Origin of the sequence: Streptomyces sp. NPDC093065 (assembly GCF_044754585.1) — a bacterium.
Lineage (GTDB): Bacteria > Actinomycetota > Actinomycetes > Streptomycetales > Streptomycetaceae > Streptomyces.
Window position 1 is genome coordinate 19783 of sequence record NZ_JBIVPJ010000041.1, and the last position, 15821, is coordinate 35603.

The 15821-nt window shown below is 73.9% G+C and carries 8 protein-coding genes; 5 read left to right on the forward strand and 3 right to left on the reverse strand.

What is annotated here, in order from left to right:
• Positions 1 to 708: 708 nt before the first annotated feature.
• Together ACIQFU_RS37590 and ACIQFU_RS37595 are read left to right on the forward strand one after the other, a co-directional pair.
• On the forward strand, positions 709 to 2832 hold the full coding sequence (locus ACIQFU_RS37590; RefSeq protein ID WP_402557799.1) for an asparagine synthase-related protein: 2124 nt from the start codon (positions 709 to 711) through the stop codon (positions 2830 to 2832).
• A 441-nt stretch (positions 2833 to 3273) separates the two neighbouring features.
• The gene (locus tag ACIQFU_RS37595) at positions 3274 to 6582 is read left to right on the forward strand and encodes an ATP-binding protein (RefSeq protein WP_402557800.1); all 3309 of its coding nucleotides are present in this window, start codon (positions 3274 to 3276) and stop codon (positions 6580 to 6582) included.
• Here the strand turns inward: ACIQFU_RS37595 and ACIQFU_RS37600 are convergent.
• A complete protein-coding gene (locus tag ACIQFU_RS37600) occupies positions 6569 to 8656 on the reverse strand; it encodes a sigma-70 family RNA polymerase sigma factor (protein ID WP_402557802.1) in 2088 nt (695 codons plus the stop codon). The two genes, ACIQFU_RS37595 and ACIQFU_RS37600, sit on opposite strands and share 14 nt — an antisense overlap.
• A 211-nt stretch (positions 8657 to 8867) precedes the next feature.
• Positions 8868 to 9704, reverse strand: a complete 837-nt coding sequence (locus ACIQFU_RS37605; protein ID WP_402557804.1) for a TetR/AcrR family transcriptional regulator — start codon at positions 9702 to 9704, stop codon at positions 8868 to 8870.
• A 375-nt stretch (positions 9705 to 10079) separates the two neighbouring features.
• Between ACIQFU_RS37605 and ACIQFU_RS37610 the strand changes: the two genes are divergently transcribed.
• Complete coding sequence (locus ACIQFU_RS37610) at positions 10080 to 11459, forward strand: NAD(P)/FAD-dependent oxidoreductase (protein ID WP_402557808.1); 1380 nt, start codon at positions 10080 to 10082, stop codon at positions 11457 to 11459.
• 181 nt (positions 11460 to 11640) lie between these two features.
• Entirely contained in the window at positions 11641 to 13329 is a 1689-nt protein-coding gene (locus tag ACIQFU_RS37615) for a SpoIIE family protein phosphatase (protein ID WP_402557806.1), read from the forward strand.
• Positions 13330 to 13371: 42 nt separating this feature from the next.
• On the opposite strand, the gene ACIQFU_RS37620 is transcribed toward ACIQFU_RS37615, so the two are convergent.
• Entirely contained in the window at positions 13372 to 14649 is a 1278-nt protein-coding gene (locus tag ACIQFU_RS37620; protein ID WP_402557809.1) for an MDR family MFS transporter, read from the reverse strand.
• Positions 14650 to 14802: 153 nt separating this feature from the next.
• On the opposite strand from ACIQFU_RS37620, the gene ACIQFU_RS37625 reads away from it, so the two are divergent.
• A complete protein-coding gene (locus ACIQFU_RS37625; protein ID WP_127895651.1) occupies positions 14803 to 15351 on the forward strand; it encodes a MarR family winged helix-turn-helix transcriptional regulator in 549 nt (182 codons plus the stop codon).
• Positions 15352 to 15821: the final 470 nt, after the last annotated feature.

The window sequence follows — 15821 nt, forward strand, 5'->3', positions numbered from 1 at the left end:
CACCCCTCGACACAGACGGCTGCCACGCTGGCATAACCACGCGGCATTCGTAAACCCAGCGTAGTTCGCCGCATCCCATGCGTTAAGAGGCATTCTTCCGGATGGCGGGATTGTGGTCCGTACTCAAGTGCGGTGTATGTACGGTCTGTTGCCGCGTGCTCCCGATGTGTGGCCGTGCGCCCGTGCGTGCGCTCTTCTCCGGCCACGGCGGGAGCGATTCCATGGATGGTGCGTGGGTCGGCCCGCTGTACTGGATCCAGCGGGCTGGGGGACGCCGCCGCCTACATCCCCGCGGGCGGCGGACCGGCCCGGGGGGCGAGTCCCGCCTCCCGGGCTGCGCGCCGCCGGCAAGTCGCCGGGCGGTGCGCAGAGTTTGTACGGAGCGTGTTCGAGTGTGGCCGCGTAACGCCGATTTGGCTGAAAATCACCGCTGGTGATTTTCGAGTACTACCGCCCTCACCACGGAAGTTGAGGGCGCGTTGGGGAGCCAAAGGGCGCGTTCCGGGGGCGCATTCGCGTCGTCTTCGCCTCTTCCAGAGCGGTGTCCGGAGCGGCGGAGAGGGAGTCGTCTCTCTCGCGTGAGTCTCCGCGAGGGCGCACTCGGGGAGCACACGCGGCTCCGCCGACGCTCTGTGGCGCGCCCTTCATGGCAGCATGGGGAACCAGTTCGTACGGTGCACTGGTTGTCCCCAGCCTGTGGAGGCGTCGATGCGGTGGTTGGTGGGGTGGAGCAGCGCCGCCGTGGGAGCAGGAGCAGCGGGGATCGCCGGCGCGGCCGGCTCCGCGGGGGCCACCGGCTACGACGGCGAGACCGTGCAGCCCGTGGGGGCCCACCCGTTGTGGGGCGACCCCGACCCCTTGTGGGCCGTCGGCGACTGGCGTCCCGACGAGGTGCGTGTCGTCACCGCCGATCCCCAGACCCGGATCGCCGTCCTCGGCATCTGCGGCGCGAGCGACGAGCAGCTGCGAGTCGCGCTGTTCGCCGCGCGCGGGGGCGCGCTCCGGCATCTGACGGCGTGGCCCGGCAGCTACACGGCCGTCGTCCAGGTGGGGCGGCGGATCACCGTCTGCGGCGACCTCGCGGGTGCGCGGCCGGTCTTCCACACCCCCTGGGCCGGCGGCACCGCCTACGCCACCGCCGCGCTGCCGCTGGCCGACCTCGTCGAGGCCAACCTCGACTTCGGCCACCTCGCCGCGCTGCTCGCCACGCCCGACGTGCCGGCCGCGCTGGACGACTCCACCCCCTACGACGGCGTGAAGCGCGTTCCGCCGGGGCACGCACTGATCCTGCGCGCCGGGGCGCGCGAGATCGCCGGGTACGAGCCGGTGGCCTCGCTCGCCGTCGCGGCGCCCGCGGCCGACCCCGACCGTGCGGTGGACGGCGTGCGGGACGCCCTGGTGGAAGCGGTGCGCACCCGGCTCGCCGCGCCCCGGCACGTTCCCGGGGACGGCATCGACCCCGGTCCGGTGCCGGGCATGGGGCCCGCCGAACGGCGTGCGGCGCGCGGGATGCCGGTGCCGGGGATCGGGGCCGACCTGTCCGGCGGGCCGGCCTCGGGCACGCTGGCGCTGCTGGCGGCCGGGCTGCCGGGGATGCCGGGGACCGTGCTGGGGCACGGCAGCGGGGCGGGGGAGCGGCTGCTGGCCGTCACCTTCAACGACCTCGCCGTCGGCGGGCAGGAACCCGAACTGGCGCGGGCGGGCGCACTGGCGGCCAACCCGCGGCTGCACCACGTCGTGGTCACCGGCGGCGAGGACATGCTGCCGTACGCCGCTCTCGACGGGCCGCTGACCGACGAGCCGGGCTCCTTCCTGGTCGCCGCCGCACGGCACCGGGCGCGGCTGGCCGCGGGCAGCGCGGACCACTTCACCGGGTACGGGGCGCGGCAGGTGCTGGACGCCCATCCGGCGCGACTGGCCGACCTGCTCATGGACCGCAAGCGTCGTCATCTGGTCCGGCCGGTCGCCGCGCTCGCCAAGGCCGACGGGTCGGTCCTCGTCCCCGCGCGCGTGTACGCGGCGGCACGGCGGCTGTCCCGCACGCCCTACCGGAGCGGCCTCGAAGTGCTCGCCGAGCGGCTGCTGCGCAGACGGTTCGACCCGCCCGGCGACGGGGCGATGGACGCGTCCCTGGCCGCGCTGACCTGGGCCGGGGCGGGGCCGGCGGCGCGGTGGCTGACCGGAGAGGCGCTGGCTGAAGTATCGGTTCGCCTGCAGACGTCCTCGCAGCGGTCCGGGGTGGGCCCCGGGCAGCGTCCGGGGGACTTCCGGGCGCGGGCCGCCCTGGCGCGGCAGGCGGCGGAGGTGCGGGTGCTGGAGCAGGCCGCGGAGATCCGCTTCCAGCGGCTGCACACGCCGTTCCTCGACAACCAGGTCGTCCGCGCGTGCCGGGCGCTGCCGGAGGCCCTGCGGGTGCAGCCGGGGGCGCGGGCGGCGATCCTGCGGACGGTGCTGGAGGGGGCCGGGGTGAGTGAGCTGCCGCCGGGGTGGGGGGCGCCCACCCAGGTGCTGGCGGCTTCCGCCGCGCGAACGGGCCTGCGGGTCGCCGTGGACTCCCTGCTGGGGCTCTTCGACCGGCCGCTGCTCGCGGAGGCGGGGCTCGTGGAGGCGCGGGTCGTGCGCAAGGCGGTGCGGGCGGTGGCCGCGGGTGAGCCGCTGCCGCTGGACGGGCTGGCCGACCTCGTCTCCCTGGAGCTGTGGCTCGGCCGCCTCCTGGCCCGCCGCGGCACCTGCTGGACCGGCACTCCGGCCCGCCAGCGCGCGGTCCCCGCGGGCATCGCGCCGCAGCGGGGGGCGCTGGGCGGTGCGGGGGCGGTTGTGCGGCGGGTCTGAAGGCTGGTCAGTCCGGTCTGCTGCCGGGTGTCGGTGTTGCTCGACTCGGGTGGCATTGGGCCTGGGCGGTGCAGGATTCTGGTGGCGTGTGTTGGGCCGGTGCTCTGGCTCGCCTGTGGCGTGGTTCTTGCGGGTATGGCGTTGCAGTGGGGGTGCTGGGTGGGCGGGGGTGGTTGTGCGGCGGGTCTGAAGGCTGGTCAGTCCGGTCTGCTGCCGGGTGTCGGTGTTGCTCGACTCGGGTGGCATTGGGCCTGGGCGGTGCAGGATTCTGGTGGCGTGTGTTGGGCCGGTGCTGCGGCTCGACGGCGGCGCGGTTCCCGCGGGTACTGCGCCGTAGCGGGGGGCTCTGGGTGGGGCGGGGGCGATTGTGCGGCGGGTTTGGACGCCGGTTCGGTCTGCTGCCGGGTGCCTGTGTTGCTCGACTCCGGCGACAATGACCCCGTGCGGTACAGAATCCTGGGCGTCACCCAGACGGAGGACCAGGGCATCGTCGCGAACCCCGGCGGTCCCCGCCTGCGCGCGCTGCTCACCGCCCTCGCCCTGCGCCCCGGCGACGTCGTCACGCCCGGCACTCTGATCGACGAGGTCTGGGCGGAGGACGACCCGCCCCAGGACGCCGCCGCCGCCCTCCAGGCCCTGGTCGGCCGTCTCCGCCGTACCGTCGGCAGGGAAGCCGTCGTCTCGGTCCCCGGCGGCTACCGGCTCGCGGCGACCCGCGACGACGTGGACCTCTTCGTCTTCGAACGCCTCGTAAGGCAGGGCACCACCGCCCTCGGACGCGGCGAGGCCGCCACCGCCGCCCGGCACCTGGACGAGGCACTGGCCCTCTGGCGCGGACCGGCGCTGGCCGACCTCCCCGGCCGCGCGGCCGGCCCCGAGGCGCTGCGCCTGGAGGCGACCCGCACCCGTATCGAGGCCGGTCTGCGCCTCGGCGACGCCCACGACGCCGTACCGCGGCTGCGCGAACTGACCACCGCGCACCCCTACGACGAACCGCTGCACGCCCTCCTCATCGACGCCCTGCGCGCCACCGGCCGCGACGCCGACGCGCTGGACGCCTACGAGAGCGCCCGCCGCACCCTCGCCGAGGGTCTCGGCACCGAACCCGGCCCCCGGCTGCGCACCCTGCACGCCGAACTGCTCGGCGTCCGGGACACCGGGCGGCGGTCCGTCCCGAAGGCCGAGCGGGCCCCGGCCGAGGAGCGCCGGGGCAACATCCGGCCCCGGCTGACCACGTTCGTGGGACGGGAACCGGAGCTCGACGCCATCCGTTCCGACCTGCACCGGGCCCGCCTCGTCACCCTCACCGGACCGGGCGGATCCGGCAAGACCCGCCTCGCCGAGGAGGCCGCCGCCGGGCTCGACCAGGCCTGGCTGGTCGAACTCGCCCCGCTCGACCGTCCGGAGGCGGTGCCGGGCGCGGTCGTCAACGCCCTCGGGCTGCGCGAGACCGTGCTGCTGACCGGCGACCGGACGGCCGTGCAGGACGACCCCGTCGCCCTGCTCGTCGAGTACTGCGCCCCGCGCAGCCAACTCCTCGTCCTCGACAACTGCGAACACGTCATCGGTGCCGCGGCCCGGCTCGCCGAGACCCTGCTGACCCGCTGCCCGGGACTGACCGTCCTCGCCACCAGCCGTGAACCGCTGGGCGTGCCCGGCGAGTCGGTGCGCCCGGTCGAGCCGCTCACCCCCGACCAGGCCCGTCGCCTCTTCGCCGCGCGCGCCGGCGCCGCACGTCCCGACGCCGGCGCCGTGCTGCGCGACGAGGAGGCCGTCGCCGAGATCTGCCGGCGCCTGGACGGGCTGCCCCTGGCCATCGAGCTGGCGGCCGCCCGGCTGCGGCTGCTCACCCCGCGGGAGATCGCCGACCGGCTCGACGACCGCTTCCGCCTGCTCACCTCCGGCAGCCGTACCGTCCTGCCCCGCCAGCAGACCCTGCGCGCGGTCGTCGACTGGTCCTGGGACCTCCTCGACGAGGCGGAACGCACCATGCTGCGCGAGCTGTCCGTCTTCGCGGGCGGCTGGGACCTGGCGGCCGCGGAGGCCGTGTGCACCGGGCCCGCGGCGGAGCTCGTCGGGGCCCTCGTCGACAAGTCCCTCGTCGTCGCCGACCTCGGCGGCGACGGCGCCGAGATGCGCTTTCGCATGCTGGAGACCATCCACGAGTACGCCGGGGAACGCGCCGCCGAGGTCCCCGGGCTGCGTGCCGCCGCCGAGCGGGCCCACCGCGCCTGGGCACGCGCCCTCGCCGAGGAGGCCGACCCGCAGCTGCGCTCGGCCGGACAGCTGCCCTACATAGCCCGCCTGGAGACCGAGCACGACAACATCCGCGCGGCCCTCGACCGCTCCCTGACCGCGGGCGACGAGGCCGAGGCGGCCGCCCTCGCACTCGCCATGGGCTGGTTCTGGTGGCTGCGCAACTACCGCCACGAGGGCGTCGGATGGCTGGACCGGGTGCTGCGCCTCGGCGCCGCCCTCGACGCGGACGGCGGCCGGGTGCCGGCGCCGGACGTCCTCGACCGCCGTACGGCCGCCGCCGATCCCGTCGACACGCTCCTCGCCGAGCGGGAGGGCGACCCGCCGCACCCGCTGCACTCCCTGCGCATGCAGGTGCGGATGATGCACATCCTGCTCACCTTCGAGACCGCGCCGAGGGACGGCCTGCTGGACGAGCGCATGCGGCGGTACGTCCGACGGGTGCGGGACCACTTCGCCGCGGGCGGCCCCGAAGCGGCCCGGGTTCCCGGCCTCATCTGGCCGCTGACCGAGTTCTTCGTCAGCGACTCGGGCGACGTCCGCGGCTCCATGGACGCCTCCGTCGCCAACTGCCGTGTCCACGGGGGCGAGTGGGAGATCGCCGCCAGCCTCATGTTCCGCACCCACGCGGTGGTCGACCTCTCGGGCACCCCGGTCGGCATCGACGACGACCTGGCGGAGATGCGGGCGCTCAGCCGCCGCGTCGGCGACCGCCTGGTGCAGGCCCAGGTGTGCAGCGCCTTCGGCGAGGCGGCCATGGTGCGCGGCCGCTACGAGGAGGCGAGGACCGAGTACGAGGAGGCACTGCGGCTCGCCGAGGAGGTGGGCGCCTTCGCGGAGTCACCGTTCCTCATCGCCCGGCTTGCCGAGATCGCCTACCGGGAGGGGGACCACGGCACGGCACTCGGCGTCCTCGACGAGGCCGGTGCCGCGGCGGACCGGTACGGCGTCGTGGACTCCAAGGCGTTCGTCCTGATGCTGCGGGCCGGACTCGCGGTGGTGGAGGAGGACTACAGGCGGGCGCGCGTCCTGTGGGAGGCAGCCCGCGAGGAGTGCCTGCGCGGCACCCCGCCGCCGCAGTTCCTGGCGATGCTGGGGCTGGTGGACGCGCTCGTGACGGCGGGCGAGTCGGGCCCGGGGGCGGCCCTGCGACTGCTGGCGGGCACCGTCCGGGCGGCCGTCGAGGAGCAGTGCGCCGACCTGGTCCTCGCGACCCTCGTGGACAGCGCGGCCGGTCTGCTGAGCGACCGGGGCGACCACACCCGCGCGGTGCGGCTGCTCGGTGCGGCCGGCCACTGGCGCGGCGAGCGTCCGCGCCCCATGCCGGACCGCGCGCACGCCGAGCGGGCCGGGGCCGCCGCCCGCGGTGCCCTCGGCGGTGAGCGGTACGACGCCGAACTGGCCCGGGGCGCCAACCTCACTCCGCGGGACGCCCTGGGTGAGCTGGAGGACGCGGTGCGGCAGCCGGCCTCCCAGGCCTCTACGCGCAGGTGAAGCGGGACTGGGCCCAGTCCGCGAGCGCCACCGTGTCGAGGGGGCTGTGCGGCTCGGTCACCAGCCGCAGGCTCTCGCGCCCGGAGATGTCCACGTGCACCGGTACCGCCGGGTCGCCGCCCCTGACCAACCCCGAGTTCCACAGCCGGACGCCGTCGGCGTACACGGAGAAGTGGACCTTGCCCAGCTTCAGCGTGAGGTCGTCCACACCGGCCAGCGCGTCGTAGGACGAACAGTCACGGTTGAGGTCGATGGTGACCGAGGAACGGCCGTTGACGGTGACGCCGTGCGCATACCGCACGTCGGCGACGGACAGGGCCGAGCGCTGCCACACCCAGCTGCTCCCGGCCAGCCGCATCTCGGGGCCGGTGCCGTCGCCGCCCACGTCGTACGCCAGCTCGCTCCACTGGTAGACGGCGGGCGGGGGCGGTGGGGGAGGCGTCGGGGTGGGAGTCGGCGTGGGGGTGGGCGTGGGGGTCGGGGTCGGCTTCGGGGTGGGTGCGGGGGTGGGAGTGGGCCTGGGCTTCGGGGGCGGGGTCGGCTTCGGGGTGGGGGTGGGAGTCGGAGTCGGCTCGGGGGCGGCCACCGGCGCGGGTGGGCGGGGCGGGTGCGTCGAGGGCGTGGGAGTGTCGGGGGCGGGCTGCGCCACCGGTGAGGACGCGGGCGGGGCGGCCTTCGGCGGCTCCTTGTCCGGGGAGTCGTCGCCGACCAGCGCGAGGGCCAGCGCCGCCGCGGCGGCCACCGCGACCACGCCGGCCGCGATACCGGCCTTCACCGGCGCGCCGAGCCCCTCCGAGGCCGCAGCACCGCCCCCGGCGCCCGCTCCGCCGGACGTACCGCCGCTCGCCGCGGCCGCCGCGCCCGCGGCTCCCGCCGCACCGGCGCCCGCGCCCCCGGCGATGAGACCCGCCGCCTTCGCGTACCCGGCGACACCGAACCAGCCGATGACGGCGACGGGCACCACGGCGGGGATGCCGCTCGCGACCTCCTCGATCTGGGTCGCCGCCAGCCGGCACCTGGCGCACTCCTCCAGGTGCTTGCGCAGCCCGCGTTCGGCCCGGATGCGCAGCCTGCCGCGCGCGTACGTGCCGAGCTGGTCGGCGTAGCGGGCGCACTCCTCGTCGGTGGCGAGGGCGTCGCTGACGTGGGCCTGGAGGTAGGCCTGCTTCAGCCCCTCACGGGCGCGGCTGGCGAGGACGCGGGTGCCGTTGGCGTCCAGCCCGAAGAGCGTGGCCACCTCGCTCGGCGACTCGTCCTCGACCTCGGTGTGCCACAGCACGGCCTGCCACCGCTCCGGCAGCGACCGGAAGGCCCGCATGGCCATCGACTGCTCGGCCTCGTGCATGGCGCGGACGTCGGCGCCCAGCTCCAGGGTGTCGTCGTCCGCCACCTTCGTGGTGTGCGCGGCCTGCGAGGCGAACACCGCGAAGTCCTCAACGAGTTGCTCCCGCCCGGCCGACCGGGTCCAGCCGGCGGCGACCCGGCGGACCGCGGTGAGCAGATAGGCGCGCACGGCGTACTCGGGTCCCGAACCGCCGCGCACCGCCTGGAGCATGCGGGCGAACACCTCGGCGGTGAGGTCGTCCGCGGTGTGGGCGTCGCGACAGCAGGTGCGCGCGTACCGGCGTACCGCGTCCGCGTGGCGCCGGTACAGCTCCTCGTAGGCCGTGTCGTCGCCCGAGCGCATCCGCTCGATCAACTCCGCGTCGGACGCCGGAAGCTCGCGCGGCGGCGGCAGGACGCCGGAGTCGTCCGGCTCCCGCGGCGGCGGCAGAACGCTGTCCTCGTGCAGCTCGCGCTGCGCCGGGACCCCGCTTCCCGTCCGCTCCCCGTCCTGCGCGGGAGCCTCGCGGCCGGCGTCCTCGGCGGCGCCGTCCCGCCGGGCGTGGGCCGGCCCGCCCTGGCCCGGCACCTGCGGCGCGCCGTCGTCCCCGGCCCGGGCACCGGCGGCCCGGGGCCCGCCGGCCCGGATGTCGCCGCTCCCGGCGTCACCGCTCCCGACGTCGCCCGTCCCGATGTCACCGGGGCCCTTCTCGGCGTCCCCGAGTGACCCGCCCCGCCCGTCAACGCTCATCGCGGAAAGCCCCCGCCAACCTGCCCAGCCAGTCCGAACACCGGGTCAGCGTGCCATATTGGCTTTTGTTCAGGACCCCCTTGTGCCGACCGTCACTCGTCTGTGGGGACTTGCGGCGCCGCGGTAATAACGCTCAGCTGTTCGGGGAAGGAGAAGTGGGTCACCGGACGGTGCCGCCGTCCGACAGCGCCCCGTCCTTCGTCGGCCCCTGTCACACCGGCCGCGACCGCAGCCCCTCCAGCAGGATGTCCAGCAGCCGCGTGGAGGCCGCCGCCTGCTGGGCCGGGTCCGGCAGCGAGGGCGCCGCCGTGGCTATCACCAGCAGTACGTCCGACACCGACACGTCCGGCCGCAGCTCGCCCGCGGTCCGCGCCCGCTCCACGAGCCGGCCCACGACCTCCAGCAGCGCCGCGGCACCGTCGTCGACGGCCACGGGACCCGAGCCGGTGCCGGAGTCGGCGACGGGGCCCGTCCCGCCGGCCGACGCTCCGGCCGCCGAGGCTCCCTCGGGCACCAGCCGCAGCTCGCCGGTGCCCGGCTGTATCCGCTGCTGCGGCACCCGCGCATCACCGACCGCCGCGCCACCGGCACCGCCGTCGCCGTCCTCCGACACCCCGACCCGCAGCACCTGCGGCGGCAGCAGCCGTCCGGCGCCCGAGGCGACCGACGTCCGCAGGAAACGGGACAGCGCCGACCACGGCTCGTCCTCCTGCCCGAGCGCCGTGCGTGCCTGGTCGGTCAGCCGTGCCGTCTCCTCCTCGGCTATCCGCCGTACCAGCACGTCCTTGCTCGGGAAACGCCGGTACACCGTGCCGACACCGACCCGGGCGCGCCGCGCCACGTCCTCCATCGGCGCGCCGTACCCCAGCTCGCCGAACACCTCGCGCGCCGCGCGCAGCACGTGTTCCAGATTGCGCTGGGCGTCCACGCGCAAGGGCGCGCTCCGCGCCGCGTCGCCGCGAGCGCCGCCCGGCGCCGCACTCGTACCCATCGCGCCGCCGGGCGCGACGGCCGACGCGGACGACCAATGAGAATCCTGAACATGCATAGACAATCCCCCGGTAATGACGTCTCCCCCCGGAGACTCTCCCCGCCATCGAAAGCCGGAGTGCGTGTGAACGGGCCCCGTTCCGTGGCCCGCCCGTCGCGGACCCCATGAGCACATCCCCCTGCACACCGTCGGAAAGAACATAGTTGAGCGAGGGTCAATTCAGAAGGGGCACGTTCCGCACCGAGCGCCCCCCGATCGGAGCACCGATCGCATACGCCCCGAATGTGCCGTCCCCGACCCCCACACCCACCCCCGCTGACCTGCGCGATCACATCCCGCCGCGGTGATTCGACCGCCTGCGCGCCGTCATGATCTCCGGTCACACAATTTGACGAGCCTGTGGACAAACGCAAGCGCCGGGTGCGTCATGGGGTGGTGAAGGAACGTGCGCGCATTCTCGTTGTCGGCGGTGGCTACGTCGGGATGTACACGGCCCTGCGGCTGCAACGGAATCTCAGGGCCGAACTGCGGCGGGGCGACGCCGAGATCATGGTCGTCACCCCCGACCCCTACATGACGTACCAGCCGTTTCTCCCCGAAGCGGCGGCCGGTTCCATCTCCCCGCGGCACGTCGTCGTACCCCTGCGGCGGGTCCTCGGCCAGTGCGACGTCGTGATCGGCGAGGTCAGGTCCGTCGACCACACGACACGCACCGCCACCCTCACCACCCTCGCCACCGACGAGGAGCACACCGGCGCCCGCCGGGTGACGTACGACGAACTCGTCCTCGCGCCCGGCTCCGTATCGCGCACCCTGCCCGTCCCCGGCCTCGCCGACCACGGCGTCGGCTTCAAGACCGTCGAAGAGGCCATCGGCCTGCGCAACCACGTCCTCGAACAGCTGGACATCGCCTCCTCCACCCGCGACCCCGCCGTCCGCGACGCCGCCCTCACCTTCGTCTTCGTCGGCGGCGGCTACGCGGGCGTGGAGGCCCTCGGCGAGCTGGAGGACATGGCCCGCTACGCCGCGCGGTACTACCACAACGTCACCCCCGAGGACATGAAGTGGATCCTCGTCGAGGCGTCCGGCCGCATCCTGCCCGAGGTCGGCGAGGAACTGGGCCGCTACACGGTCACCGAACTGCGCCGCCGCAACATCGACGTACGCCTGGACACCCGCCTCCAGTCCTGCGCCGACCGCGTCGCCGTCCTCAGCGACGGCTCCCGCTTCCCCACCCGCACGGTCGTCTGGACGGCCGGCGTCAAACCGCACCCGGTCCTGGCATCCACCGACCTGCCCCTCGACGACCGCGGCCGGCTCGCCTGCACCGCCCACCTGTCGGTCGACGGAGCCCCACACGCGTGGGCGGCCGGGGACGCCGCCGCCGTCCCCGACGTCACCGCGCCCGAACCCGGCCGGGAATGCGCCCCCAACGCCCAGCACGCCGTTCGCCAGGCGAGGGTCCTCGGCGACAACATCGCCCACGTCCTGCGCGGCCAGCCCCTCGACACGTACGGGCACAAGTACGCCGGCTCCGTCGCCTCCCTCGGATTCCACAAGGGCGTCGCGCACGTCTACGGCCGCAAACTCAAGGGCTACCCCGCGTGGTTCATGCACCGCGCCTACCACCTCAGCCGGGTCCCCACCGTCAACCGCAAGGCGCGCGTACTCGCCGAATGGGTGATCGCCGGACTCTTCAAACGGGAGATCGTCTCCCTCGGCTCACTCGAACATCCGCGGGCGGAGTTCGAACTCGCGGCCGGTGGAAAGCCTTCTCAGGAGCCCCCGCACAACCCGAAGGGGTCGTCCTGACCGGACTCAGGAACTCCCGCGGCCACTGGGGCGTCTGACGGATGTCGGCCGGGCGGGCACCCTGCCAGACTGGTCCACCACCGCGGGCGCGACGCCGCTCGCCCCAGCGCGGCCCCCGGGGCCCGGGCCGCCCGGCCCGTCCCGGTCCCCGGCCGCCGACAACTACACGAGGCAAGGATTCGTGAACTTCACGCGCTGGAGCGCCCGACTCCCCGGAACACAGCGCCGCGCCGCGGCGCGGACGGACACGACGGTCTCCACCGACCGACAGGGAGACGGCTCCGTACCCGCCGCCCGCGCCGAACAGCTGACCGACGAGGCCCCACCCACCCCCGACGTCGACGAACTGCCCGTCCGCGACGTCCTCGACCGCATCCCGGCCCTCGTCGCCCTCGTCCACGGCCCCGAACACCGCCTCGCCTACGTCAACGACGCCTACGTCGCCGCCTTCGGCATGCGCGACCTCGGCGCCCGCGCCCGCGAGGCCCTCCCCGAGCTGGACGAGCCCGGCCTCTTCCCGCTCCTGGACCAGGTCCAGCGCAGCGGCAGGCCCCGCACCCTCAAGTCCCGCAAGGCCCCCGACGGCCGCTCCTACACCTTCACCTGCACCCCGGTCACCGAGACCGGGGCCGGGACCGGCAGCGACAACGGCCGCGACGGACGCGGCGACCGTGACGGCCGGGGCGTCCTCGTCTTCGCCACCGACGTCACCGACCACGCCGAAGCCGCGGGCCGCCTGCGCGCGAGCGAACGCAGCCAGCGCGAAACCGCCGTCACCCTCCAGCGCTCCCTCCTCCCGCAGGAACTGGAGGAGCCCGACGACCTGCGCGTCGCCGCCACCTACCACCCCGGTGGCACCGAGGCCGCGGTCGGCGGCGACTGGTACGACGTGATCACCCTCGGCGGGGGCCGCACCGCCCTCGTCATCGGCGACGTCATGGGCAGAGGCGTCCGCGCGGCGGCCGTCATGGGCCAGCTCCGTACGGCGGTCAGGGCCTACGCCCGCCTCGACCTGCCCCCGCACGAGGTGCTCCAGCTCCTCGACGGCCTCGCCGCCGAGATCGACGCCAACCAGATCGCCACCTGCGTCTACGCCATCCACGACCCGAACGAGGGCCGCCTCGTCTACGCGTCCGCCGGCCACCTGCCCATCCTCGTCCGCGACGAGGACGGCACCGTCCAGCGCGCCGACGAACCCACCGGCCCGCCGCTCGGCACCGGCGGCTGGATCCACGCCTCGGGCTCGATCGCTCTGCCCCCCGGCTCCACCGCCGTCCTCTACACCGACGGCCTGGTGGAACGCCGTGACGAGGACCTCGACGAGGGCATCGCCGCCTTGGAGCGCGCCCTGTCCGGCGCCACCGGCACGCCCCAGGTCGTCTGCGACCGCCTGATCCGCTCGGCGGGCGTCACCCCGGACCACGACGACGACGTCGCCGTCCTCGTCCTCCAGCACCCCGCTCGCAAGGGCACCGAGGCCGAGCTGTTCCGCAACGCCGCCCTGGAACTGCTCGGCGGCGTGGAAGCGGCCCCACGCGCGCGTGCCTTCGCCTCCGGCGTCCTCACCAGCTGGCGCTTCCCGGCCGACCTGCACGACCTGGGCGTCCTGGCCACCAGCGAACTGGTCGCCAACTCCCTCCAGCACGGCACCCCGCCGATGCGGCTGCGCCTGCGCCGCACCGACCGCCGCCTGATCATCGAGGTGACCGACGGCGACGACCACCTGCCCCGACGCCGCCGCGCGGAGCCGGGGGACGAGTCCGGCCGTGGCATCGCCATCGTCGCGACGATCGCCTCCAACTGGGGGTCACGGCGAACCCCGGGCGGCGGCAAGGCCGTCTGGTGCGAGTTCGTCCTGCACAAGCCGTGAGCCGGGGCGGGCCGAGGGAAGCCGCCCACACCCCGGCCCGGCTCAGGCCTCGGCGACGACCACCGCGTCGGCCGGCACCCCGCCCTGCGTGACCACCCGGCTCCGAGCGAGCGACGGCTGGTTCTGTACGTCCGTGAGCTGCCGCCCCAGCCGCACCGCCAGCACCGTGATGCCCAGCGAGAACAACAGGAACGCCACGATGTACGGCCCGTGCAGCGAGGCCCCGAGCGGCCCGCCCACCGCGGGACCGATCGCCAGCGCGAGCTGCTTCACCAGGGCGAAGGCGGAGTTGTACTGCCCGGCGAGACCGGTCGGCGCCAGGTCCGCCACCAGCGGCGCCAGCGTCGGCGACAGCATCGCCTCGCCCAGCCCGAACAGCGCGTACGTCGAGATGAACGCGGCCGTCGCCATCGTCTGGCTGCCGTGCCCGAGCCCGGCGTACCCGGCCACGGCCCACGCCACGGCCCAGATCAGCCCCACGGACGCGATCACCCGCGAGCGCTTGCGCCGCTCCACGAACTTCAGCACCGCGAACTGCGCCACCACGATCATCAGCGTGTTCGCCGCCAGCGCGGTTCCCAGCGCGGAGGTGGAGATCCCGGCCGCCTCGACGCCGTACGCGCTGAGCCCCGACTCGAACTGTCCGTAGCAGGCGAAGAACAGCACGAAGCCCAGGACGCACAGCTGAACCATGGCCCGGTTGCCGAGCAGCTGCTTCCAGCTCCCGCCGCCGGTCTGACCCGGTGCCTCCTCGATCCGCGGCGCGCGCGGCGCCCGCACCGTCGTCATGACGGCGACCAGCACCAGGAACATCGCCGCCTCGATGGCGAACAGCAGCGTGAAGGACGACGCGCTGGAGGTGTCGACCAGGTGGCCACCGATCAGCCCGCCGACGCCGAGCCCAAGGTTCTGCAGGAAGAACTGCATCGCGAACGCCCGTGACCGGGTCTCCGTCGTGGAGCAGTCGACGATCATCGTGGCGAGCGCCGGCTGCATGACGGCCTGCCCGGCACCGAGCGCGGCGGCGGAGACCAGCACCGTGGCCGCGGAGGCGGACAGCCCGAGACTCATGGCGCCGAGGGCGGCGGTGACCAGGGCGACCAGCAGCACCGGCAGCGGGCCGCGCCGGACGATGGCCCGCCCGGCGAACGGCAGCACGATCAGCGCGGCCACGGCGAAGACGGCGAGCACGAGGCCCGCCGTGACAGAACCCAGTCCCCGTACCTGCGCCACATAGACGTACAGGTAGGGGACTGTGAAGCCGAGTCCGAACGCGCTGAGTGCGTTGCCCACGTGGATCCGGCGCATCGCCGCGCCCATTGCCCTGGTCACGTTCACCCTCTCTTGATCTCTCGGGATCGATCACTGCAGCCGTCAGAACTGAAGGCTGAAGACTTAGAAGCTAAAGTTCGAAGGTAAAGAGTACATAGCGAAGGACTTCAAAGCAAAGGAGTCGCGTGCCATACTGCGGCCATGGGCGACACCTCCGGCGCCGGCGAGCCGACACTCGAAGAGCAGATCGCCGCCTACCAGCGCGAGTTCCAGGACCTCGACCCCCAGGTCGAGAAGATCGTCTCGGCGCTCTCCCGCCTCAACCGCCGTATGAACGTCGCGTACGGACGTCAGACCGCCGAGCTGGGCATCAGCAACACGGACTGGGAGGTGCTGAAGGCCCTCGTGCTCTCCGGCGCTCCCTACCGCCTCGGCCCCGGTGACCTCGCCAAGCGCCTCGGCCTGACACCCGCCGCGATGACCCACCGCATCGACCGCATGGTCACGGAGGGCCTGGTCACCCGGGAGCGCGACGAGACCAACCGGGTCCGCGTGATCGTGGCGATCACCGCGGAGGGACGCGAGAAGTGGCTGGCGGCCATGCGCCTCGCCACGGTGTTCGAGGAGGACCTGCTCCAGGACCTCTCCGCCGACGACCGCACGGCGCTCGGCGAGGTGCTCACCCGCCTCCTGCGCAGGGTGGAGCACGCGCAGCCGGACGCTGGTGGCCGGCTCAGCGACCTCGATTAAAGATCTTGACAGGCACGCTTGACAGCCTCCTGTGAGATCCGTAAGGTTCTTCGGGTTGCCACGGGACCGTAACGGTTCTGCGGTAGCACCTCCCGCCGCAGCAGCGGCACTCAAACCACCAGCACGACCCCCAATGGGAATGACTTCGGCGTGCCCGAATTCAATTCCGATGGGTACTCGTCGGCCCGATCGACCCCGATTGGGAAACGCCGAGAGAGTCCGCTAAGGTTTGAAGCGTCGGAACGGCCCAACAGCCGGGACGACAACCCCCTCTGACGGGAAATCAGAGCCCGAAAGGATCTGATAGAGTCGGAACCGCCGGAAAGGGAAACGCGAAAGCGCGAACCTGGAAAGCACCGAGGAAATCGGATCGGGAAGATCTGATAGAGTCGGAAACGCAAGACAGCAAGACCGAAGGGAAGCGCCCGGAGGAAAGCCCGAGAGGGTGAGTACAAAGGAAGCGTCCGTTC